General features: G+C 52.6%; 18 protein-coding genes, 1 riboswitch and 1 other annotated feature (1 of these 20 cut by a window edge). Of the genes, 5 read left to right on the top strand and 13 right to left on the bottom strand.

Annotated features, from left to right (window positions below):
• Positions 1-96, bottom strand: a binding site (T-box leader) (it extends 148 nt beyond the left edge of the window).
• 143 nt (positions 97-239) lie between these two features.
• The 7 genes from CJ260_RS07565 to CJ260_RS07535 all read right to left on the bottom strand — a co-directional run bounded on the left by CJ260_RS07565 (position 240) and on the right by CJ260_RS07535 (position 7,897).
• On the bottom strand, positions 240-1,469 hold the full coding sequence (locus tag CJ260_RS07565) for an ATP-binding protein (RefSeq protein ID WP_087477616.1): 1,230 nt from the start codon (positions 1,467-1,469) through the stop codon (positions 240-242).
• Between the two features lie 640 nt (positions 1,470-2,109).
• Positions 2,110-3,159, bottom strand: coding sequence for an S-layer homology domain-containing protein (locus CJ260_RS07560; RefSeq protein ID WP_095629749.1), 1,050 nt, complete (start codon positions 3,157-3,159; stop codon positions 2,110-2,112).
• 217 nt (positions 3,160-3,376) lie between these two features.
• Positions 3,377-4,797 (bottom strand): IS3 family transposase gene (locus CJ260_RS07555; protein ID WP_095629748.1). Its coding sequence is split into 2 segments (ribosomal slippage): positions 3,377-4,230 and positions 4,230-4,797, totalling 1,422 coding nucleotides; the frame shifts between segments, so codons are not numbered across the junction.
• 48 nt (positions 4,798-4,845) lie between these two features.
• The gene (locus tag CJ260_RS07550) at positions 4,846-5,661 is read right to left on the bottom strand and encodes an ISL3 family transposase (protein WP_095629769.1); all 816 of its coding nucleotides are present in this window, start codon (positions 5,659-5,661) and stop codon (positions 4,846-4,848) included.
• A gap of 6 nt (positions 5,662-5,667) precedes the next feature.
• Positions 5,668-5,976 carry a transposase family protein gene (locus CJ260_RS07545; RefSeq protein WP_087477620.1) on the bottom strand — a complete coding sequence of 103 codons (309 nt, stop codon included), beginning with the start codon at positions 5,974-5,976 and terminating at the stop codon, positions 5,668-5,670.
• A 322-nt stretch (positions 5,977-6,298) separates the two neighbouring features.
• Entirely contained in the window at positions 6,299-6,820 is a 522-nt protein-coding gene (locus CJ260_RS07540) for a flavodoxin (RefSeq protein ID WP_095629747.1), read from the bottom strand.
• Positions 6,821-7,321: 501 nt separating this feature from the next.
• Positions 7,322-7,897, bottom strand: a complete 576-nt coding sequence (locus tag CJ260_RS07535; protein WP_095629746.1) for a flavodoxin family protein — start codon at positions 7,895-7,897, stop codon at positions 7,322-7,324.
• Positions 7,898-8,094: 197 nt separating this feature from the next.
• On the opposite strand from CJ260_RS07535, the gene CJ260_RS07530 reads away from it, so the two are divergent.
• Both CJ260_RS07530 and ychF read left to right on the top strand, forming a co-directional pair.
• The gene (locus CJ260_RS07530; protein ID WP_087477622.1) at positions 8,095-9,336 is read left to right on the top strand and encodes an LL-diaminopimelate aminotransferase; all 1,242 of its coding nucleotides are present in this window, start codon (positions 8,095-8,097) and stop codon (positions 9,334-9,336) included.
• Between the two features lie 16 nt (positions 9,337-9,352).
• Positions 9,353-10,459 (top strand): redox-regulated ATPase YchF, encoded by a 1,107-nt coding sequence (ychF, locus tag CJ260_RS07525; RefSeq protein ID WP_095629745.1) that lies wholly within the window; start codon positions 9,353-9,355, stop codon positions 10,457-10,459.
• Positions 10,460-10,531: 72 nt separating this feature from the next.
• Here the strand turns inward: ychF and CJ260_RS07520 are convergent, their stop codons facing one another.
• The 3 genes from CJ260_RS07520 to CJ260_RS07510 all read right to left on the bottom strand — a co-directional run bounded on the left by CJ260_RS07520 (position 10,532) and on the right by CJ260_RS07510 (position 14,641).
• Positions 10,532-10,777, bottom strand: coding sequence for a helix-turn-helix domain-containing protein (locus CJ260_RS07520; protein WP_087477624.1), 246 nt, complete (start codon positions 10,775-10,777; stop codon positions 10,532-10,534).
• Between the two features lie 254 nt (positions 10,778-11,031).
• Entirely contained in the window at positions 11,032-12,441 is a 1,410-nt protein-coding gene (locus CJ260_RS07515) for an FAD-binding oxidoreductase (RefSeq protein ID WP_087477625.1), read from the bottom strand.
• A 280-nt stretch (positions 12,442-12,721) separates the two neighbouring features.
• Positions 12,722-14,641 (bottom strand): ABC-F family ATP-binding cassette domain-containing protein, encoded by a 1,920-nt coding sequence (locus CJ260_RS07510; protein ID WP_095629744.1) that lies wholly within the window; start codon positions 14,639-14,641, stop codon positions 12,722-12,724.
• A gap of 155 nt (positions 14,642-14,796) precedes the next feature.
• Between CJ260_RS07510 and CJ260_RS07505 the strand changes: the two genes are divergently transcribed.
• Positions 14,797-16,335, top strand: a complete 1,539-nt coding sequence (locus tag CJ260_RS07505) for a hypothetical protein (protein ID WP_095629743.1) — start codon at positions 14,797-14,799, stop codon at positions 16,333-16,335.
• Between the two features lie 51 nt (positions 16,336-16,386).
• Here CJ260_RS07505 and CJ260_RS07500 read toward each other — a convergent pair whose 3' ends face one another.
• Positions 16,387-16,809 (bottom strand): C-GCAxxG-C-C family protein, encoded by a 423-nt coding sequence (locus CJ260_RS07500; RefSeq protein ID WP_087477628.1) that lies wholly within the window; start codon positions 16,807-16,809, stop codon positions 16,387-16,389.
• 166 nt (positions 16,810-16,975) lie between these two features.
• Positions 16,976-17,071: riboswitch (SAM riboswitch) on the top strand.
• A 103-nt stretch (positions 17,072-17,174) separates the two neighbouring features.
• Here CJ260_RS07500 and CJ260_RS07495 point away from each other — a divergent pair.
• Both CJ260_RS07495 and metF read left to right on the top strand, forming a co-directional pair.
• Positions 17,175-18,008: a MetQ/NlpA family ABC transporter substrate-binding protein gene (locus CJ260_RS07495; RefSeq protein WP_087477629.1), complete on the top strand. Its 834-nt coding sequence runs from the start codon at positions 17,175-17,177 to the stop codon at positions 18,006-18,008.
• 149 nt (positions 18,009-18,157) lie between these two features.
• Entirely contained in the window at positions 18,158-19,021 is an 864-nt protein-coding gene (gene metF, locus CJ260_RS07490) for a methylenetetrahydrofolate reductase [NAD(P)H] (RefSeq protein ID WP_087477630.1), read from the top strand.
• Positions 19,022-19,081: 60 nt separating this feature from the next.
• Here metF and speC read toward each other — a convergent pair whose 3' ends face one another.
• Together speC and CJ260_RS07480 are read right to left on the bottom strand one after the other, a co-directional pair.
• Positions 19,082-21,241, bottom strand: a complete 2,160-nt coding sequence (gene speC / locus CJ260_RS07485) for an ornithine decarboxylase (protein WP_095629742.1) — start codon at positions 21,239-21,241, stop codon at positions 19,082-19,084.
• A 163-nt stretch (positions 21,242-21,404) separates the two neighbouring features.
• The gene (locus tag CJ260_RS07480; RefSeq protein WP_198947419.1) at positions 21,405-22,571 is read right to left on the bottom strand and encodes an acetylornithine transaminase; all 1,167 of its coding nucleotides are present in this window, start codon (positions 22,569-22,571) and stop codon (positions 21,405-21,407) included.
• Positions 22,572-22,593 lie beyond the last annotated feature (22 nt).

Raw genomic sequence — 22,593 nt, 5'->3', positions numbered from 1 at the left:
GATGATTTTCACGGCCCTGCAATTACCGGCTCGCACCGCCCGCCGGCTCTCTGTGAATTGACTGAGGCAATTACTCTTTCCCATCATCAGATTTCATCTATGTCGCCCTCAGAAGGACATCCTTCTGAAGAACTTGAACTTATTCTACAAAATGCCGTCCCGTTTGTCAATACATTTTACTTGCATTTTTCTTAAAAAATCAAAGTTAAACGTTGCATTTGTTAAGTAAAACGTTTATTTTATGTTTGATTTCCAAGATACCAGCGGACGAACTGGCGGGCGATGCGGCCGTTGCGGCCCGAATGTTCCATTTCCCAGCGCAGTCCCAGAATACGCAGCTCGTGAGCCTCCAGGGCGACGCCGGCCTTGCGCAGCTCGTGGTCGATGATCTGCAGATACTCGTCCTGCGTCGGCGCGGCGTAGTGGATGATGAGGCCGAAGCGATCCGACAAGGAAATGGATTCGTTCTGGCTGTCGTCGCGGTATACCTCGTCCAGATCGTCGCGCCGGTCGCGCCACGTTTCCTTGAGCAGGTGGCGGCGGTTGGACGTGGCGTAGATGACCACGTTATCCGGCTGGGGGATAATGCCGCCGTCGATGACCGATTTCAGGTATTTGTATTCCTTTTCATCTTCATCAAAGGACAGGTCGTCGAAAAAGAGGATAAACTTCTTGCTCTTGATGGCGCTGAGATGCTCCATGAGAGGCGGCAGCTTCTTCATCTGCCCCCGCTCAACCTGGACGAGGCGCAGGCCCTCCTTGTGAAATTTGTACACCAAGGCCTTGACGGCCGTCGATTTCCCCGTGCCGCGGGCGCCCGTCAGGAGGACGTTGTTGGCCTGCCGCCCTTCGATGAAATTGACCGTATTGCGCAGGAGCTTTTCCTTCTGTACGGCGTAGCCGATGAGGTCGTCCCATTCGCGATGGCGGAATGTCTCGATGCCTTTTAGCTCCCCTGACGGCAGCAGGTAAAAGGCCATATACCGGGCCATATCGCCCCGGCCGTAGGCCTTGTAGTGATGGAGCAGGGCTTCGGCCATCTGCGCCGCGTCGGCCTCTTCCATGGCCTCTGTCAAAGCCTGCAAGAACTCATATTCCTTCGGAGCAGCAGGCTCGTAGTCGTCCAAGAAGGCGTCGAAGCGGAAATCGGAAGGCTTGGCCTGCAAGTAAGGCCGCAGCAAATGCATGTCCTTCTGCAAAGCCCGCAGCAGCCCCGCCCCGTAGGAACCGCAGTCCTCGATAGCCGTCGCGGCGATGTTGTTGCCGCGGCACAGCAGATACAGCAGATACTGCCGCCAAACATTCCCCGATAAGCCAAGCCGTTCTGCCGCTGCCAGCAGCGCCGCAGCCGCGGCATTCCGCTTATTGACGTTGTCCGAACTCAGCAAATATTCCCCCATAATCAACAACACCGGGTCGGACAAAAATTCCCGGCACACCAGCAATCCCCGCAAATCAGGATAATTCATACGTCATTCCCCCTGTCCGGCAACAGCCGAATCGATATTTCATTTTTCAAAAGAATAGCAAAAAAAACATAAAAATGCAAGCCACGCCGCCGTCTCATCGTCAAACGCTTCGATTTTACTTGACGACTACGAGGCCGACAGCATATAATAAACATGAAAAGAGGCATGACGCCGACAAACGGTTATAGCCCCTATACTAAAAAGCGAGAAATAGACCGCCTAAGTTTGGAGACTAGAGGGCGGTCATTTCTTTTGGATAAGAAGCACTAAAACGATAAGCAATGCTAAAAAAAGATTCGTATCGTTCATGGGCATCACCCCCATTCATTTCAAATGGATAGGGGCGACATAACCGCCTGCCGTTGTATGCGTCATGCCTGTATTAAGATGATACTTGACAGGTGGACATGCTGTCAATATAGTATAAAAAAACGATATATCCATTTGCATACTAACAATCCCTGTAAAGCTCCATCGCTTTATAGGGATTTATTTGTATATGCAGTTGTTACGCCTTCGACGCTACATTTTGCAGAGCGATACTACCTCCCAGATGTAATCTTCTGCTTAACGCAAACAGACACTGCCAAACGAGGGCAGTGTCTGTTCCGTATGCACATACAGCGTCAAAAACGCAAGCTTATTTTGCTGCGTCGTCCCGTTTTACGACGCGGACGCGTTCGACCGTCGGGTTGCCGTCTTTATCTTTGTGAACAACGTCGACAGTGAATCGTTCTATTTCAGGCGCAAATTCCGTCAAAATCTTATCGGATAACTTCGCGCCGTTGAGCATCGCTTTATACAACATAGCTGCAAATTCATACCGCGTCATGGGACGAGCGCCGTCGAAATTCCCGTCAGGATAGCCTTCGATGACGCCGTTGCCAGCCAGGGTCGCAACGTATTCATACGCCCAGTGGTTCTGCGGCACGTCTGGGAAGAGCTGAAGCTTCGACGTATCCAGTCTGCGGCCGGCGTTGACGTCGAGCATCGCTGACTTCATGGCTTCCAATTCCTTACGCAGGTCTTTGATTTCCTTAGCCATGGCGACGCGGGACGTCGATACGCCGTTTCCTTGTCCAATCTTGAAGGACACACCGGCATTGACCATGTTGTCGTCATTGCCGACAGTACCGCCGACGCTGAACATGGTGTCTTCATTCGGACGGTAGAATGCGCCGATAGCCACAGCGTTTTCACCGCGGTAATTGCCGTAGCCTGCGGCGAAATCCCACTTGTCGTCAGGGTCGAAATCCAGCGGATGAAGGGCCGCCAAAGCAGCTGCACCTGCGCCGACTTCATCAATGCGGCTGTCTAATTCGCCGACTTTGTTGCCGATGTTGGTAATAGCCGTCGTATTGTTGTTGATCTGATCCCATGCTTCGTTGAGCTGGCTGACATTGACGGCATCCGTATCTGCCGTACCGGCTGCCACATTGTGAATGACCGTACCGCCTTGGTCGAGATAGATATCCACTTTGTTGACTGTGCCATCTTCGTTTCGGTAAACCAAACCGTCGCCAACACCGTTTTCATCTTCTTTATTGATTGTAATAGCGTTGCCTTTGTCATCTTTTTGGACTGTCAATCTGCCGGAATTAAAGGTTTCGTCATTATTCTTTTCACCCAGAACGACATCTTCGGTCAATCCGACGTAATTGGCGTTGGCTTTAGCAGTACAACGTACCATTTCGTAAATTGTTCAGATGTATTTTCCCGTGTTGTTTCTTCGCAAATTGTGCTGCCTGGAGGCAGGTCAATTGGCACAAATTCCCCTAAAATATGCTGTCTTACAACGGCTTTTCAAATTTCGTATTACCAGGAACCCCTTGTGACAAGGGGTTCTGATGTGACCCCAAAAAGTTAGACTTTAGTAACGAGGTAGTTTTTGCTATCTCGTTACTTTTTTATGCCGCGGACAAGGACAGCCTGTATTTGACAGGACTCTTCCAGCCTAGTTTTTCTTTGATTCGTTGTTCGTTATAGTATTTGATATACTGTTCGATGGCTGATTTCAATTCTTCGTAGCTATAATACACGACGCCGTAGTACATTTCTTGTTTCAGTAGGCCGAAGAAGTTTTCCATCACCGCATTATCCAAACAATTCCCTTTTCGGGACATGCTTTGAAAAATCCGCTCTTGCTTGAGCTTACGGACGTACGCCTTCATTTGGTATGCCCAACCCTGGTCGGAATGGAAGGTTCGGCGATAGGGGCAATCCGCCGTGATGCGGATCGCTTCCGCCTGTGCTTCTAATATATGTTCGGCCGAAGGACGGTGCCCTATTCTATAGCTGAGGATTTCTCCATTGAACAGATCCAGAAAGGGATCCAGATACAGCTTATGCTGCGTCAGATGCCCCTGGGCATCCACTTCATAGTATTTAAATTCTGTCGTATCTGTTGTGATTTTCTGATGGGGAACCGTCGTGTGGAAGCGACGGCGTATTCTATTGGGAGCGATGGTTCCCACCTTACCTTTGTAAGAGCTGTATCTGCGACTCTTTCGCGTAAAACAAGTGACCTGAAGGCTTAGCTTTTGCATGATGCGCTGCACCTTCTTCTTATTCACGCACCATCCCTGATTGGTAAGCTCACCCGTGATTCGCCGATAGCCATAGGTGGTATGCTGTTTGCAAAGTTCCTGTATGGTATCTTCTAATTCTTTGTCCGGATTTTCGCGGCCAACGCGTTTTTGCCAGTACATGTAGGTTGACTTTGCCATGCCGGTGTAGGAGAGAAGATCTTTTAGTTTGAATTGTCCTCGGAGACTGAAGATGACGTTCGCAACCCTCTCCGTTTTGCTTCGTCCTCTAACCGCAGTCTCCTCAGTTCTTTTAAAACTGCATTCTCTATACGGAGTTTAAGAAGTTCATCCTCTAATTCCTTCACGTGCTCTGCGCGGGTATCAACCTCCGTATGCTGAACTTGTGCTTTTGTTTCTTTTGCTTGCGATGTATTCAATGTCTTCTTCCTGCCTTTCCTGTGCGGTCTTAACGCATCCGGCCCAGCTATTTTAAAGTCATTTACCCATCTGGCAAGCATCGACGGATTGTTGATTCCCATTTGAAGAGCCAGTTCCTGATACGAGAGTTCGCTTGTTAAGTAAGACTCTACCACAGAAAGCTTTTCTTCGAAAGAGTATTCTTTCCGGGATCGAGATCGTTTTAACCCAGTATCCCCCAATTTTTTGTAGGCAGCAACCCACGTTTTTAACTGGCAACTGCTCGACATGCCATGTTTTTGTGAAATGGAAGCGTAGCTTCCCTGATTGTCCAAGTATTCTGATACCAGTTGCTTCTTAAATTCATATCTGTGTTTCGCCATAAAAAAACTGACCTCCAATCGTTAGATTTTTGGTCTAACTTTTGGGGGTCAGTTCACCAAGCTGGTCCGTTTTAGTACTTTAATCTTATTGTTGCACCCTTCTGTATACCCATTGGACCATGGGAGGGCATTTACAATCTCCTCAAACCAGTCTGTAAACGATTTTTGCAGCGATTGAAATTCTTCCAGGTCAGCAGAACGGACCAATTCCAGCCACTCCTGCAGCGCTGGTTCTGCATACGGAGTTCTCTTCATATCCAGTACCTTATAAAAGGCTTCTTTGAGTGCGTACGCTTTCCATAAGTCTTCCGAATGCGACAGGATTTCCTCAAGGCATACTAGTTCGTCCGGCGTCAGCGTATGGCCGGCTTTCCGCAGAATCCGTTTATTCCGCTTGAAGTAACGGCTTTTCTTGGGGAATGATTTCTGGATCCACTTGCGTACTCGTTCCATAGCCCGCAGCACCAGTCGGATGATATGAAACCGGTCGCATATAATGACGGCATTGGGAAAGACTTCTTGTACGACTTTCCGAAACAGGTTAGATATATCCATGATGACCCAGCGCACCCGGTTTCGCTGTTTCTTTGGGAACGAACGGAAATACTTGATGATATCCTGCGTATTCTGGTTGGGCAGGATATCCAGAATCTTATGCGTAAAGGGATTCGTGATGCTCGTCTGATACTTCTGCCCTTGGGCGTTGCCTTTGAATTCATCCAGAGCCAACAGCCATGGCAGTCTTGTTGGTTTAGCATATTGTATGCGGTCAAAATAGCGAATTACTGTAGGAACAGACACTCGGTAGCGGGCGGCAATGGAGGTAAAGGTCTGGCGTTGTCTGCATTCCTTGAGAATCAGCATCTGTACTTACTGGCTACGGCGCTGATACGGCTGTACAAACGACAGCGACGGATAGAAGGTACGATAACAGGCCGGGCAGCTATACCGCCGTTTACGAAACTGCGCATATACGGGAAGGTCATTTACAATGGCAATGAACACGGTTTGCGAACGGTAATCCTTAATACGGGAAGTACGGGTATGACAATGCGGACAGCACTGTTCTTTCTTTGGTATAGACAGATGAAGAATCTGCTTATCTTCCAGCATTTCCAAAGAAGTTACTTCAGCCTCTTTTAAAGAGAGCATTTCTTCGATATAATAAAAATTGGACATAGGACATCTCCTTTTTATTGGGTTTGGTCGCTTTAATAGTAACAGGAGATTCGTCGTATGTCCATTTTTTTATAAAATGGGGTAGCGGCAGATATATGATGTCTGTCGTTACCTCAACACCTATTTATTATAGAACCAGTTTTTGCTGATTTTTCCATTAATCAATTAATCAAAAAATTAATCTAAAATTTCGCCGCATTAAACAGACCAAAAAACGGAAATAAGCAAAATAATTAATTACAGTGCTAAAAAGCGCAGCTCTGTGAGTTATTCCACAAAGCTGCGCTTTTGTTGTGCCGTATGTCAACTGTATACGGGCCGTTTACTGCTGGAGCCAGCGGCGCACGTCGTCTTCGGCATCGAGGATCGTCGTGCCGAACAGCGTCAGTCCTTGTCCAATCGTCGCCGTCGGGCACAGGTCGTGCAAATCCTGCAAGCTGGTGCCCCAGCCGCTGCCTTCGTGAGTGCAGAAGGGCATGATGAGCTTTCCGCCGAAGTCATGGGATTCGAGGAAGGTCCACACGGCCATGGGCATCGTGCCGCACCAGTTCGGATAGCCCAGGAACACGACGTCGTACGGCGCAACGCTGTCCAGCTGCCGTTCCAGAACCGGGCGGGCGCCGTCGGCCTTTTCCTGTCTGGCGGCAGCTACGGTTTCTTTATAATCGTACGGATAGGGAATATCGCGCCGTATATGGAACAACGCGCCTCCCGTATACTGCCGTATCATGCGGGCCACCCGCTCCGTATTGCCGACAGTCAGATCGACTAATTTCCCGCTGGCATAGTTTTGGCCGGCGTGAGAAAAATACGCAATCAGACAATTTTGTTCCCTATACTTCATGCTCTCGCATCCCTTCTCTCCAGATACGCCGCAGATGTTACCTGCTGCGGCATCTATTATTATATGCCAAAAGCAGCCTTCCGTGAAGACAGACAAGACATCGGCATAACGAATCATTTTGTTATGCAGTGCGCAAATAGATTCCCATGTATCATGCTATGCATTCTGCAATCGTCATGATATACTAAGACCGTTGCTCGCTCCATCCTGGCAACAGGAAGGGGGTGAAGCCTGTGCCAAAAAACACTCTCTATTTATTTTGGAAAGCTGTCATGGTAAATGTAACCGCCTACTACATTTGCAAAGGACTAGACATGCTTTTCCAGTTACTGAGCAACTAGTCTCGGATTGACATTTCCGTAATTATGTCAAAAAGCCCATGAGACCGCCATCTCATGGGCTTTTTCATACCTGTGCAAAACACTCTCTATATAGTCTTGCCTAACTGCATTATAACAAGGCTCGCACTGCAAGTCAATGCTCCGCGCCCCGATATGCCGCTTATCCCTGCAGCAGCTGCCGGGCAAAGGCTCTGGCACGTTCCGCTTTTCCTTCGTCCATGAATACGGTCTTATATCCCAAATGCCGCTCGGCAAACAGTCCGGCGTAGCGGAGCCTGGAATGCTTGCAGTAGCGCCGTACGCCTTCGGCGAAGAGGTCCGCGCCGTGCTCCGGCTTATAGCCGCAGGTCGTAAAGACGGCGACCTTCTTGCCGGCCCACAGCGCCGGGCCTACTTCGGCGCCGTAATATTTATTGAAGCCGTATACGCAGCGGTCCAGCAGGGCTTTCATCGGCGCCGTGCAGTACCAGGAATAGATAGGCGTCGCCAGGACGATGACGTCGCTGTCCTTTATGTCGGCAGCGATGGCCGTCATATCGTCGTCGATGACGCAGTTGAAATCAGACCAGTCCTTCTGGCAGCCGCGGCAGGCGTGACAGCCTTCTATCTTTTTGTCGTACAGCCAGGTCAGCGTATATTCTGCGCCGCCCCGTTTCAATTCGTCGCAGAAGGGCTCCAGACATTGGGCCGTATTGCCGTGCTTTCGCGGACTCCCCATCAAAATCGCAAATTTCATCGCCTCATCTCCTCATACATCACAAAAACTGTTTCATCCCTATAGTTTCATTTATGAATCGAATAATGATGATTTTATTTTATCATAAGCCAGCCTATTTGGCGAATCTTTGCAAGGACTGCGTATTGTAGTACAATAGTAAAAGATTATGCAAATCATACTATAGATTAGAAGCTATATAAGGAGGGCTCCGCATCATGGCTCATGTAAATGAAAATTATTTAAAGCTCCCCGGCAACTATTTATTCGCTACGATTGCGAAAAAAGTAGAAGCCTTTTCTAAAGCGCACCCCGAAGCAAACATCATCCGTCTCGGCATCGGCGACGTAACGCGCCCCCTGGCTCCGGCCATCATCGAAGCGATGCACAAGGCCGTCGACGAAATGGGCAAGGCCGAAACGTTCCGCGGCTACGGCCCCGAACAGGGATATGATTTCCTCCGTCAGGCCATCATCGACGGCGACTACAAGACGCGCGGCATCGACCTCGACATCGACGAAGTATTCGTCGGCGACGGCGCAAAGACCGACGTTGCCTGCATTCAGGAAATCTTCGGCAGCGATTTGAAATTCGCCGTAGCCGACCCGGTATACCCGGTTTACCTCGACTCCAACGTCATGCTCGGCCATACGGGCGACTGGAACGCCGAAAAGGGCATTTACGACGGCGTCGTCTATCTCCCCTGCACGGCTGAAAACGGCTTCAAGGCCGAACCGCCGACGGAAGACGTAGACATCGTATACCTGTGCAACCCCAGCAACCCGACGGGCACGGCCATGTCCAAGGCCGAACTGGAAAACTGGGTCAAGACGGCGAAAGAAAAGAAATTCATCATCATCTACGACTCGGCCTATGAAACATATATTACAGAACCGGACGTTCCCCACAGCATTTTTGAAATCGAAGGGGCTAAGGAAGTCGCCATCGAACTGCGTTCGTACTCCAAATGCGCCGGCTTTACGGGCACGCGCTGCTCTTACGTCGTCGTCCCGAAGGCCTGCGTAGGCTATAAAGCCGACGGCACGGCAGTCGAACTGAACCCCATGTGGAACCGCCGCCAGTGCACCTTCTTCAACGGCACGCCTTACGTCATCCAGCGCGCCGCCGAAGCGTACTACAGTCCGGAAGGCCAGAAGCAGTGCCTCGCCGACGTCAACTACTACATGGAAAACGCCCACATCATCCGCGACGGTTTGGTAGCGGCTGGCTTCACGGTATACGGCGCGACGAACTCCCCCTATGCCTGGGTACAGACGCCGAACGGCATGAAGAGCTGGGATTTCTTCGACCTGCTCCTGGAAAAAGCCCACGTCGTCACGACGCCGGGCTCCGGCTTCGGACCTCACGGCGAAGGCTACCTGCGCCTGACGGCCTTCGGCACGAAGGAAAACACCATCGAAGCGGTCAAACGTATTGCTGATTTAAAATTATTCAAATAAAAAGGTGGTTTAACCATTGAGTACCAATCTGGAAGTCGGCATTGTCGGCTTGCCGAACGTCGGCAAGAGCACCCTGTTCAATGCCATTACCAAAGCCGGGGCAGAAGCGGCAAACTATCCTTTCTGCACGATTGAACCGAACGTCGGCGTCGTCGAAGTGCCGGACAACCGCATCCAGGTCCTGACGGACATGTATCATCCGAAAAAGACGATTCCCGCCGTCATGCGCTTCGTCGACATTGCCGGCCTCGTAGCCGGCGCGTCCAAGGGCGAAGGGCTGGGCAATAAATTCCTCAGCCACATCCGCGAAACCGACGCCATCGCCGAAGTCGTCCGCTGCTTTGAAGATTCCAATATTACCCATGTGGCCGGCTCCGTCGACCCAACCCGCGACATCGAAATCATCAACACCGAGCTGTGCCTGGCCGACTTGGAAACGACGCAGAAGCGGGCCGACCGCATCGCCAAGGTAGCCCAGTGCGGCGACAAGGCGGCGAAAGCGGAATACGAAGTCCTGAAAAAGGTCCTGGCGGCTCTCGAAGAAGGCGAACCGGCCCGTAAAGCCGGCCTGACGGAAGACGAGCTCCCTCATGTCAAGGACTTGAATCTCCTCACGCTGAAGCCGATCATTTACATCGCCAACGTCAGCGAAGACGAAGCAGGCGATCCCGACTCCAACCCGAACGTCAAGCGCGTCGAAGAATACGCCGCTCAGGAAGGCGCTCAGGTCGTCGCCGTATCGGCTAAAATCGAATCGGAAATCGCCGAGCTTCCCGATGACGAAGCCTCAGTCTTCTTAGAAGAGCTGGGCCTTCCCGAATCGGGCCTGGACAAGCTCATCAAAGCCAGCTACTCCCTTTTGGGCCTTATCAACTTCTTCACGGCCGGCGCCGACGAAGTACGGGCCTGGACCATCGTCAAGGGCACGAAGGCGCCGAAGGCGGCGGGCAAAATCCATACGGACATCGAACGGGGCTTTATCCGCGCCGAAATCGTATCGTATGAAGACCTCATCGCCTGCGGCAGCGAACAGGCCGCCAAGGAAAAAGGCCTCGTCCGCCTGGAAGGCAAGGAATACGTCATGCAGGACGGAGACGTTACGTACTTCCGTTTCAACGTCTAATATCGTCTATATTCGTAATACACGCATAAAAAAAGCGCTGTTCCCATCAGGGGCAGCGCTTTTTCGCATGATTTACATATATTCGTCTTCGTCGTGCCAGGACTTGCGGCCTTCCCGTTCGTCCGTAAAGCCGACGAGATAGTCCAGCGACACATGGTACAGCTTAGCCAGTACCATGAGCTTTTCTACGGAAATTTTTCGTTTTCCCAGCTCGTACATTCCATATCCAACTTGCGAACAGTTCAACACTTTCGCCACATCGGCCTGGGACATTTTCGCTTCCAGGCGAAGGGGCTTCAAACGGCTATAATATTTCATCGTACCACCCTAGCTCCACTGCAACAACGGGGAACACCGCATTCCCATTTACTTCATTATCTACCTTATATAACTATAATCTATTTGTATGGTTATATCAACATTTTTATGACTATCTTTCCGCGAAAATATGGCACAAGTTCATTCTTTCTTTACATATTATGATATTCCGTAAGGTAATAAAAAACGACAGGGAATATATTTAAAAAGTATAAACCCTGTCGTTATCTTTGTTATGCCCTGCAAAGGCGCTCTCAGCCGACGTTGACGAGCTTGCCCGGATTCATGATATCATTCGGATCCAAGGCTTTTTTGATAGCCCGAATCATCTTTAATTCTCCTTCAGGCGTGCAGGCTTCAAATTCTTCCAATTTCTTAAAGCCGATGCCGTGTTCTCCCGACATTTTGCCGCCTAAGGCATATACGCGGGGGAACAAATCGTGATGAAAAGCTTTGATTTTATTAAACCATTCTTCCGGCGATAAGCCTTTATTATTCAAAGGCAAGACGTGAATGTTGCCGTCGCCGATGTGGGCTACGGTGACGCAGTACAAGTCGTATTTCCGGCGCAGTTCCGGCAGCTGTTTCGTAATATCGGGAATCTTGTCCAGCGGCACGACGAAATCTTCCGTCTGGAACATCTTGTCGACGCTGCGGGCCGCTTCGGCAAATTGCTTGCGCAGCTTCCAGATACGGGCGTCAGCTTCAAATTCATCGATAGAGCCGTTAGCTTCCGCCAAGTCACAGAGCTGTTCCATCTTGCGGTCCGAATCATCTTCGTTAAACGATTCGACCGTAACGATGACGTAGTCGCAGCCGTCGTCGACGTGGGGCATCTTCATGTCCAGGAATTTGCAGGTCAGCTGCAATGCTTCGTTATCCATAAATTCGATGCTCGTCGGGTCGATGCCGGCTTTTAAAATCTTATTCGGCAGGGCAAAGGCTTCTTCATCGGATTTAAACACGCAGACCATGTTGAAGCTATACGGCGGCAGCGGGCGAAGTTTGACCGTAACCTCTGTGATGATGCCTAAAATACCTTCCGAGCCTGCCAGCAGCTGTTCCAGACATAAGCCGGTAGAGCACTTTTGCAACCGCGCGCCGAGCGTGACGATATCGCCGGTCGGCGTAACGACTTTCAAGCTGTAAATCTGGTGGCGCGTCGTGCCGTATTTGACGGCTTTATTGCCACCGGCGTTGTTGGCGACGTTGCCGCCGATCTGGCAGCTTTCGGCGCTGGACGGATCGCCTGCGTACAACAAATTATGTTTCCGCGCTTCAGCCTGCAAATCGCCGGTCAATACGCCGGTCTGGCAGGTAGCGTACATATTGTCGGCGTCAAATTTCAAAATCTTGTTCATGCGTTCCAATTCGACGACGATGCCGTGATAGATGGGAATAGCGCCGCAGGCGACGCCGGAGCCGGCCGAACGGGGCGTCAATGGAACCAAATACTCGTTCGCCAGCTTGACGATCGCCGCTACTTCTTCCGTACTGCCGGGAAATACGACGACTTCGGGCTTGCGGAAGTAAATCGAATTTCCTTCTTCATCAGTCTGATAGGCCGTCAAATAATCTTCATCGGTCTTGACATACTTATCCCCTACGACGTTTCGTAATTTTTCCAGTAATTCCGGCGTAACCGGATTAAACGTTGCCATCATTCAATCGCTTCTTTCTGTATCTAAAATTTAGCTCATACCCCTCACTTTGAGCCGCTCGCGAGTGTAGGAAATCCTACCGGCTAAAAAGCGATTGAAGATAGTATAGCACGTTAAAATATATTGTAAAGGCTGCTGTTTTCAATATATTTATCATTTACAAGGCAAGACGTCATTATAAAGATAGGCTTTCTTCCGATAATTACTTATGGTTCTACGTTTTACCAAAATTCATTCTCTTCGGTTATATATTATTTTATCATACAATTCATGATTAGAATATCTACTCAGAAAGCTGCTCCCACGTCTCGTACGCAGCGTCCAGCTGTGCCTGCGTTTCGTCGTAAAGGCGGGTCAGCTCCATCATCTTGTCGGCGTCGGTCTGCACGTCAGGCAGGTTCATCTGCACTTCGTACATCTTGAGCGTCGCTTCCAACTCGGCGATTTTCATTTCTATTTTTTCCAGCTTCAAGGCCGTTCCGTACGACGGTTCCTTGCGCGCAGGCCCTTTCTTGGCAGGCGGTTCCGCCTTAGCCGCTGCAGCGGCCGGCTTAGGCTTTGCCGCAGCCGTTTCCGCTTCCCGTTCGGCTAATTCCTGAGCCGCCCGTTCTTCCGCTTCCCGCACCTTTTCCCGGTAATAGGTATAGTTTCCTAAAAATTCCTTGATCTTCTTATCTTCCAGCACGAGGGTCCGCTGGGTAATCTTGTCTAGGAAATAGCGGTCGTGGGATACGACGAGGTACGTGCCGCCGAATTCCTGCAGGGCCTGTTCCAGTACTTCCCTCGTCGGAATGTCGAGATGGTTCGTCGGTTCGTCGAGGATGAGGAAGTTGGCGCCCTGCAAAAACAGCTTCAATAAGGCCAGCCGCGCCTGTTCGCCGCCGCTCAGGCTGTCGACGACCTTAAATACGTCGTCGCCTTGAAAGAGGAAGCGGCCCAGCACGGAACGGGCTTCGTCTTCGCCGTAGCTGAAATCGTTCATGATTTCTTCCAGCACCGTCCAGGCGCCGTGCAAATCCGTATGCTCCTGGGCGAAGTAGCCGATATGCACGCGGCTGCCCAGGGTGATGTGGCCCTTGTCCGCTTCGATTTCGCCCATAATCATGCGCAGGAGCGTCGTCTTGCCCGTGCCGTTCGGCCCGATGAGGGACGCCGACTCGCCGCGGCGCAGCAGCAGGGACAAGTGGTCAAATAACTGCCGGTCGCCGAAGCCGCCGCAGATATCGTCGAGGACGAGGACCTTTTGGCCGCATTCTTCTGCCGGCGCAAAATGGAAATGCAGCGTTTCCGCTTCAGGAGCCAGTTCGATGCGCTCCAGCCGGTTGAGCTGGGACTGACGGCCCCGGGCCTGCTTGGCCTTGATGCCGGCCTTATACTTGCGGATATATTCTTCGGTCTGGCGGATATGGTCCTGCTGCTTTTGGTAGGCCCTTTCCAGAGCCTTGCGCTGCTCCGTCCGCTGGACGATATACCGGGAATAATTGCCCTTGTATTTGGTCACCTTGCCGTGTTCCAGCTCCAGTATGCCCGTCGCCACCTTGTCCAGGAAATAGCGGTCGTGGGACACGATGAGGATGCCGCCGCCATAGGACAGCAAGTAGCCTTCCAGCCATTCCAGCATGTCCATGTCCAGATGGTTCGTCGGTTCGTCGAGGAATAAGTAATCGGGACGGCGTACTAAGGCCTTGGCCAGGTTGATGCGCGTCTTCTGGCCGCCGGAAAACTGCTGCACCGGCCGGTCCAAATCGGCTTCGCCGAAGCCCAGGCCGTGGACGATCTTCCGGGACATGGATTCGTATTCATAGCCGCCGAGCCATTCAAACCGTTCCTGCAGGCGGGCGTATTTGTTCATGACGCTTTCATCGTCGGGATGGGCCTGCATGTCCTTCTCCGCATCCTTGAGCTGTTCTTCCAGGCGCAGCACATCCTGCCAGGCCTCGGTGATGGTCTGCCGCAGCGTCACGTCGTCTTCAAAGGCAATATCCTGCTGCAGGTAGCCGACCGATTCGCCTTCGGACACGACGAAGACGCCGCTGTCATATTCTTCCTGACCCATAAGGCATTTCAGGAGCGTCGATTTGCCTGCGCCGTTGGCTCCGATGAGGCCGATGCGTTCGCCGCGGCGGATTTCAAAGGATACGTCCTGAAACACCGTATGGACGCCGAATGATTTCGATAATTTCTGTACTTTTATACTTCCCATGGTTATCCTCTCATCTATGCTGCATCATGATATAATTTGCTAAGTATACATTATAGCATATCTGCTGCCGCCGCGACAGCTTCCGGCCGTTGTCATATCCCGGCGAATATGCTACAGTAAAGGCAAAGACACCTTTTGAAAGCGGGGGATAGATTATGATGTACAAACACGTTATGCGCCGCGCTGCGGCGGCCTGCCTGTTCGTAGTGAGCGGGCTGTTTCTGAGCGGCTGCGCCGACCTGCACGCCGACATGACCTTTAAGGACGACGGCTCCATCGTCCTGCGCAAGGACTTATCCTTTCAGATTCCCATGCAGGCCGACATGGCCGCTTCCCTGAATCAATGGAAGCAGGAAGACCGGCAGAACGGCTTCACCGTCGAAGATACGGCAAACGGCTACCGGTCCAGCAAAACCTACGCCGGCATACAGGATATTGCCGATACAGGCGGCGAATTCTGGACGCCCGACCCGGAATACGGTGAAATCCGGCTGCACAAGGGCCTCTTGTATGACTATTATTCCATCCATACGCGGATCAAGGGACAGGAAAACGCCGCCCTGCCACAGGCCCATTACGAAGACAATATTCCCAATTTCTTCCAGGTACCATCCAGCGTCGACGTCTGGAGTTATTTGGAATACCGCAAGCAGGCTGAACGGGAAGCGGCCCAGCTCAACGAAATCCATAACCAGGCCGTCGCCGCCGCCGTCAACTCGGCGTCTCTCGACTTTACGATGCACCTGCCCATGGCCGTCGACGCCACAAACGCCGACCAGGTCCTCGACGACGGCAAGACCCTCGTCTGGGATTTGAAGCCGGCCTTTATCAACACCCAGGGCGCCTCGGCAGGCCAGGATATTCACATGCAGGCCCAGTTCCGCATTTTCCATCAGACGACGGCCATCCTGCTAGGCGTCGTCTGCGCGGCCCTCGTCATCGCGGCGATTGTCTGCGCCGTCCTCGTCAAGCGCAAGCAGCCGACGGGACAATCCAAGCCCTATCTCATCGGCCTGGCCGTCTCCATCGTCTGCCTCGTCGGCTTAGGCGGCCTCGTCCAATCGGCTACGGCAACGCAGGTCACCTTCTCCGACAGCGACCGCATCATCAGCAAAGCGTTGCCAGAAGGCTCAGCCTATCAAACGCTTCCGTCCCCCAACAGCCTAGACACCGCCAAGGCAATGGCAAAAGACCATACTCTCCATGGTGAAGTCGTGGCTGTTTCCGAAGAAGATGACGACGGCTACCTAGCATTGTTCCAGACGACAGCCGGCCCTTGTTTCGTCATTGCCGACAAAGCCAGTGATTCCATTGCCGTTGTGCCATTCAAACAGTCGCTCATCTATTTCCGCACACAGTACACCCAGTTCTCGAACGGTAAAAAGAGCTATTACCCCCTTACCTTTATCATGGCCCGGCAGAATGACACGAAAGATAGCCCTGACGTAAAACTAGGCATCTGGCAAAACGACATGCATCAAATTCCCACATACGTTCTCATTGAACCCGATGAAAACGATGTCATCCACGTTGACGGCAATCCGTCTTCAGCCTGGAACACCCTTACGCCATCGCATTATCAAGTGCCAATGAAAGATGAAATAAATATCCGCATGGCCAAGATTTTTGCCAACCACATCGACAGCCTGAGCAAGGACGTCCGGGCCCGCGACGTCATCCTGCCGAATAAATAAACCCGCAAAAAAAGACCTCGTACGACGCCGTACGAGGTCTTTTCCATGTCTTTATTTTTTAAGCAATCCCTTTTCTTCTATAAAGGCCGCCAGGAGCTCCGCCGTACCGACCATGAGTTCCGGACAGGATACGGGGCCGCCGTTGGCCGGGCTCTTGAGGACGCGGCAGCACGACGCGTGGAACTTACCCATCCACAGCTGATAAAATTCCTTTACGGGAGCGTAGATTTCCGCCTTGGTCTTTTCTTCCGGCGTATTGCGGCCTACGAGAAGGCCCAGGATATGGCAGGCGCCGTTCAGGGCGCCGCAGAGACAGCCCGAGCCGCCGACGCCGCCGCCCATGACCGATACCATGCGGAACACGTCGTCCGACAGGTTGAGGCCGTAATATTCATTGCAGGCCTTTAATACCGTTTCGGAACAGTTATTACCGCCTTGCTGGTATTTTTTTACTACGTCTTGAATCGATTCCATTTCGTATTACCTCCTAATGCAATATCTCGTCCTTTGATTATATCACATTTTTGCCGTTCTGCCCGTTACTTTCGTTCTCGTCATATCAGGCCGGCAGGCTATGCAAATATAGCAATTTGACAAATCTGAGATTCATGATACACTATGTTCAAGACAATTTTACATCCTTTTATCCAGAGCGGCGGAGGGACTGGCCCAATGAAGCCCGGCAACCGATAACGACGGTGCTAATTCCTGCGGATTGATTTCCGAGAGATAAAGACCCTGCGACGCTACCTCTTTCTCTTGGGAAAGGGGCTTTTTTCATGGGATAAAAGGCTAAACGGTCTTACGCCATATCATTTTATATTTAGGAGGAATCATTTATGAAGCATTTCAAAAAACTTACCGTCCTGGCCGCTGCGGCTCTCTGCGCGCTGGCCGTATTGGCCGCCGGCTGCGGCAGCGACGCCCCGGCAGGCGGCAAAGAGTCGACGCAGAATAAGGTCCTGACCGTCGGCGCGACGCCCGTTCCCCACGCGGAAATCTTAAACGAAATCAAGCCCCTCTTAGCCAAGGACGGCATCGATTTGAAGATCATCGAATTTACAGATTACGTCAAGCCGAATCTGGCCCTGAACGACAAGGAGCTGGACGCCAACTTCTTCCAGCACGGCCCCTACATGGAAACGTTCAATAAAGAACACGGCACGCAGCTCAAGGCCATCTGCAAGGTCCACATCGAACCGATGGGCATTTACTCCCATAAAGTCGCCAAACTGGACGAATTGGCAAACGGCGCGAAGGTCGCCATCCCCAACGACCCGACCAACGGCGGCCGGGCCTTGCTCATCCTGCAGAAGGCCGGCCTGATTTCCCTGAAGGATAACGGCAGCATCACCTCTACGGTACAGGACATCGTGAAAAACGACAAAAACCTCCAGTTCGTCGAATTGGAAGCCGCCCAGATTCCCCGCTCCATTGACGACGTAGACATCGCCGTCATCAACACGAACTTCGCCATGGAAGCCGGCCTCAATCCGCTGAAGGACGCGATTTTCCTCGAAGATAAAGACTCGCCGTACGCTAACATCTTAGCCATCCACGAAGGCGACGAAAACCGCCCGGAAATCCAGGCTCTCGTCAAAGCCCTCCAGTCTCCGGAAGTGAAGAAATTCATCGAAGACAAATACCAGGGAGCCATTCTGCCCAGCTTCTAATACAACACACATATATATTCATGCAAAAGGGCCTCGTTCCAGGCCCTTTTGTTATACATACGGCCATACTTCATGATATAATATAAACAAAAACACGCGGCTGTACTCGTGCTTACCCCCTGTCAGCTATGCAGCAAGGAGCAATATATATGCGCACAAATGAATTATTTGCCAAAAAAACAGTCTTTTCCTTTGAAGTCTTCCCGCCCAAGCCGGATACGCCCATCGAGACGATTTACGCCGCTTTAGACGAGCTGAGCCAGCTTTATCCCGATTTCATCAGTGTCACCTGCGGCGCCAGCGGAAGCGGCAGCGGCGGCAACCGCACCGTCGAAGTGGCCTCGGCTATCAAGCACACCTACGGCTGCGAAACGGCGGCTCATATGCCCTGTATCTACCTGACCGAAGATGACGCCCTGCGCACGTTGGACGAGCTGAAAAAGGCGGGCATCGAAAATATCCTGGCCCTGCGGGGCGACGAAACGCCGGGCCGCGAACGAGCCCATGTCTTCGAACATGCCAGCGATCTCGTAGCCTTCATCAAGCGGAACGCCCCGGAATTCAACGTCATCGGCGCCTGCTATCCTGAAGGCCATACGGAAGCCCAGACGATGGCCGCCGACATCCGCAACTTGAAGACGAAGGTCGACGCCGGCGCCAGCGAGCTCATTTCCCAGCTCTTCTTTGACAACGCCACCTTCTACCGCTTCCTCGAACGGTGCGAAATCGCCGGCATCAGCGTCCCTATCGAAGCGGGCATCATGCCTGTCACCAATAAGAAGCAAATCGAACGGATGGTGTCCCTGTGCGGCGCGACCTTGCCGGTCAAGTTCCAGCGGGCCATCGCCAAATACGGCGACAATGCCGAAGCCATGCGGGATATCGGCATCGCCTACGCCATCGACCAGATCGCCGACCTTTTGGCTAACGGTGTCGACGGCATCCACGTCTACACGATGAACAACCCCTATATCGCCAAGAAGATTACAGAAGCCGTAAAAAATCTATTATAAGAAATCCAAAAAAGCCCTGTACAGCATCGCTGCACAGGGCTTTTAGTTTACCATGTCGTTTTATTCTTTCAGCACATAGCCGTAGGCGTGGACGCGGCCGTCGTCTTCGTGTTCCAGGTACACGCCCTGGATTTCCGAGGCAAAGCCGGGAAGCTCGTTGAGCCCTTCTTCGAGGGCCTTGAAATACTGGACGGCCGTCGGCGACCACCGTTCGCCCGGCACGACGCAGAGGACGCCCGGCGGATAGGGCAGGGCCCCTTCAAGGGCGATCCGGCCTTCCAGCTCGTCGAGAGGCACGAGCTCGCCTTGTCCGCGAATAAAGGCGTGCTGCGCTTCCTGCGGCGTCATGACGTATTCGGGGAAATAGTCGCGGCGGAACAGCTTCTTCTGCAAATCCTTTACATTTCTCGCCTTGTAGAAATCGTGCATTTCCTGGCAGAGCTGCTGGATCGTGTAGCCGGCGTAGCGTGCCGGATGGGAGTTGTACACGCCCAGGAGGACTTCCTGCATGGGCACGTTGTTGTCGACAAACCGTTCGAATCGGACGAGCTGCGACGTCAGGAAGCGGAGCTTATTCCAGTTTTCCGCCGGCGTCAGCAGGAACAGGATGGAATTCAGGTCGCACTTTTCCGGAATGACGCCGTTGCCCCGCAGGTACGTCGCCAGGATATTAGCGTGGATGCCGAAGTCTTCGTACTCGCCCGTCTCGGCGTCGATGCCCGGCGTCGTGAGCAGGAGCTTGCACGGGTCGACGCGGTACTGATCCGGGCCGTAGCCTTCAAAGGCATGCCATTTCGCGCCTGGCTCAAAGGTGAAGTAAGCGATGTCATCGGCCATCTGCTCCGTGTCGCCGTCCTGCCAGGGCTTTCCGTGTACCGTCGGCGCGATGAACGGCTTGATGTAGTGGCAGCGCTGGAGGATGCTCTTGCGGGCGTCGATGCCCAGCTTCACGCAATCGCGCCACATCTTCCGGCCGGCGTCGCCCGAATGGATCTTGGCGTTGACGGCGATAGTGGCGAACATGGGATAAAAGGGGCTCGTCGAGGCGTTGGCCATAAAGGCATTGTTAAAGGTCTTATGGTTGCAGTAGCGCTTCTGGTCGTGAATGTGATTGTCCTTTTTATGAATCTGCGAGGCCTGGGAAAAGCCGGCTTGCTGCTTGTGAACCGACTGGGTCACCATGATGCCCGGGTCGTCGCCGTGCAGGTCCAGGAGCAACGGCGAGCTGTCCCGCAGCATGGGGATAAACTGCTCGTAGCCGACCCAGGCCGAATCGAACAGGATATAGTCGCAGAGATGGCCTATCTTGTCGACGACGTAGCGGGCGTTGTACAGCGTGCCGTCGTAGGTGCCGAGCTGAATGACAGCCAGGCGGAAGGGCCGGGGCTGCTTCGCCTTTTCCGGGTCCCGCTCGGCAGCCAGCTCGCGCAGGTAAGCTTCGTCGAAGCAATGGGCGTCGATGCCGCCGATGAAGCCGTAGGGATTGCGGGCCGTTTCCAAATATACCGGCGTCGCCCCGGCCTGGATGAGGGCGCCGATGGCTACGGATTTATGGTTGTTCCGGTCGTACAGCACCAGGTCGCCCGGCGTCAGCAAGGCGTTCGTCACGACCTTATTGGACGACGACGAGCCGTTGAGGACGAAATAGGTCTTATCGGCGTGGAACACTTCGGCGGCAAAATCCTGGGCTTCCAGAGCCGGCCCTTCGTGAATCAGCAAATCGCCCAGCGTAACGTCGGCGTTGCATATATCGGATTGGAAAATATGGGGACCGTAGAAATCATAGAGATAGCGTCCCGCCGGATGCTTCTTGAAAAATTCGCCGTCCTGATGGCCAGGGCAGTCGAAGGGATTGTTTTTTTCGCTCACGTACTCTACGAGGTCGGCGAAAAAGGGCGGCAGGACAAACTGCTCGTAGTTACTGGCCAGCCGCTCTGCCGTAGAAATGCAGCGGCTCTTGTTGACCATTTCCTCCGTAATGACGGCGTCGACCTTGCCGATATATTTTTCCGGAAGCCGTTCGCCGCCAGGCATGATAATCATGATGGGAATGCCGAAGCCCGTCGCATCGATCTTGTCGATGTAGGCGAAGTCCTGGTCGGACAACACGGCGACGGCTACGTCGGTAAAGTCCGTCTGTTCGACAGGCACGATTTCCCTGTCGCTGTCTACGAAGTAGTATTGTACGTCAAAGCTGTACGCTATCTTTAAATGTTTCATATCTAGTCTCCTTATCCTCTTCCTTTACTTTTTATAGTTTTTATGGGGCATACTTCATTTTAAAACAATAGGGCCGTCCCTGACAAGACTTGCCGGAAAATTAACCGCTTACAGGTAATACAAAAAGCGAGCCCTGCAGGACTCGCCTTTTTCAGCATAGGTATTATTCTGCGTCAATGACGTCTTTCACGATGGCAACGGCTTTTTTCAAGACATCCCAGGGAATGTTGAGGGGCGGCAGGAGGCGCAGCAGGCCGTTGGCCGTCAGGACCAGGACGCCCTTGTCCACGCATTCCTTTACGACGGTTCCCAAGTCCTTCTTGAGCTTCACGCCGATCATCAGGCCCATGCCCGACACGAATTCGACGTTTTGGCAGCCTTCCAGCTCAGCCTTGATATACGCGCCCTTTTCCCGTACTTCGGCCATCAATGCGTCGTCCAGCCGTTCGATGATGGAGATAGCCCCGGCGGCGCAGATCGGGTTGCCGCCGAAGGTCGAGCCGTGGGTGTGATCCGTCAGCGTATATTGGCAGGAATCGGCAAACATCGTCGCCGCAAAGGGCAATCCGCCGCCGATAGCCTTGGCCGTCGTGACGATATCGGGATGAATGCCGTAATTCATGTAGGCGTACAGCGCGCCTGTACGGCCGTTGCCGGTCTGTACTTCGTCGATAATGACCAAGATATCCTTTTCATGGGCATAGTCGATGACGGCACGGACAAAGGCCGGGTCAAGAGGATGGACGCCGCCTTCGCCCTGTACCAGTTCCATCATGACGGCGCAGACGTTATTTTCTTCAGCCAGAGCCTTGACCGATTCGAAGTTATCCGCTTCGGCGTAGACGAAGCCGTCCAGGAAGGGGCCGAAATCCTGATGGAGCTCATCTTGGCCGCAGGCTGTCAGCGTGGCCATCGTCCGGCCGTGGAAGCTGTTTTTCAGCGTGATGATCGTATAGCGTCCGTCGCCGTATTTGTCGTGAGAATATTTGCGGGCCGCCTTGATGGCGCATTCGTTCGATTCTGCGCCGGAATTGGAAAAGAAGACCTTTTTCATGCCCGTCTTTTCGCAGAGCATTTTTGCCAGGATGACCTGGGGCTCCGTGTAAAATACGTTGGAAATATGGCTCAGCTTGTTGAGCTGGGCCGTCACGGCGTCTTTCCAGACGTCGTCGCAGACGCCGAAGACGTTGACGGCGATGCCGGCGCTGAGGTCGATATACTCCTTGCCGTTGACATCGTACAGGACTGAACCCTTGCCGTGGTCCAGCACGGCGTCCATCCGGTTGTATACGTTTACGATATATTCTTTATCTGCAGCTTTAAAATCCATAGCCAATTCGCACATCTCCTTT

The sequence above is a fragment of the Megasphaera sp. ASD88 genome (assembly GCF_002287425.1).
GTDB lineage: Bacteria > Bacillota > Negativicutes > Veillonellales > Megasphaeraceae > Megasphaera > Megasphaera stantonii.
The sequence above is the reverse complement of the archived record's forward strand: the minus strand, read 5'-3'. Positions and strand labels throughout refer to the sequence as shown.

What these genes read in the sequence shown, in the direction of transcription:
- CJ260_RS07560 (WP_095629749.1), bottom strand. Translation starts at nt 3,159, where the DNA reads ATGGTACGTTGTACTGCTAAAGCCAACGCCAATTACGTCGGATTGACC.
- speC (WP_095629742.1), bottom strand. Translation starts at nt 21,241, where the DNA reads ATGAAACATTTAAAGATAGCGTACAGCTTTGACGTACAATACTACTTC.
- CJ260_RS07515 (WP_087477625.1), bottom strand. Translation starts at nt 12,441, where the DNA reads ATGATGGCAACGTTTAATCCGGTTACGCCGGAATTACTGGAAAAATTA.
- CJ260_RS07480 (WP_198947419.1), bottom strand. Translation starts at nt 22,571, where the DNA reads ATGGATTTTAAAGCTGCAGATAAAGAATATATCGTAAACGTATACAAC.
- CJ260_RS07565 (WP_087477616.1), bottom strand. Translation starts at nt 1,469, where the DNA reads ATGAATTATCCTGATTTGCGGGGATTGCTGGTGTGCCGGGAATTTTTG.
- CJ260_RS07545 (WP_087477620.1), bottom strand. Translation starts at nt 5,976, where the DNA reads ATGTCCAATTTTTATTATATCGAAGAAATGCTCTCTTTAAAAGAGGCT.
- metF (WP_087477630.1), top strand. Translation starts at nt 18,158, where the DNA reads ATGCGCACAAATGAATTATTTGCCAAAAAAACAGTCTTTTCCTTTGAA.
- CJ260_RS07510 (WP_095629744.1), bottom strand. Translation starts at nt 14,641, where the DNA reads ATGGGAAGTATAAAAGTACAGAAATTATCGAAATCATTCGGCGTCCAT.
- CJ260_RS07505 (WP_095629743.1), top strand. Translation starts at nt 14,797, where the DNA reads ATGATGTACAAACACGTTATGCGCCGCGCTGCGGCGGCCTGCCTGTTC.
- CJ260_RS07530 (WP_087477622.1), top strand. Translation starts at nt 8,095, where the DNA reads ATGGCTCATGTAAATGAAAATTATTTAAAGCTCCCCGGCAACTATTTA.
- CJ260_RS07520 (WP_087477624.1), bottom strand. Translation starts at nt 10,777, where the DNA reads ATGAAATATTATAGCCGTTTGAAGCCCCTTCGCCTGGAAGCGAAAATG.
- CJ260_RS07500 (WP_087477628.1), bottom strand. Translation starts at nt 16,809, where the DNA reads ATGGAATCGATTCAAGACGTAGTAAAAAAATACCAGCAAGGCGGTAAT.
- CJ260_RS07550 (WP_095629769.1), bottom strand. Translation starts at nt 5,661, where the DNA reads ATGCTGATTCTCAAGGAATGCAGACAACGCCAGACCTTTACCTCCATT.
- CJ260_RS07495 (WP_087477629.1), top strand. Translation starts at nt 17,175, where the DNA reads ATGAAGCATTTCAAAAAACTTACCGTCCTGGCCGCTGCGGCTCTCTGC.
- CJ260_RS07535 (WP_095629746.1), bottom strand. Translation starts at nt 7,897, where the DNA reads ATGAAATTTGCGATTTTGATGGGGAGTCCGCGAAAGCACGGCAATACG.
- CJ260_RS07540 (WP_095629747.1), bottom strand. Translation starts at nt 6,820, where the DNA reads ATGAAGTATAGGGAACAAAATTGTCTGATTGCGTATTTTTCTCACGCC.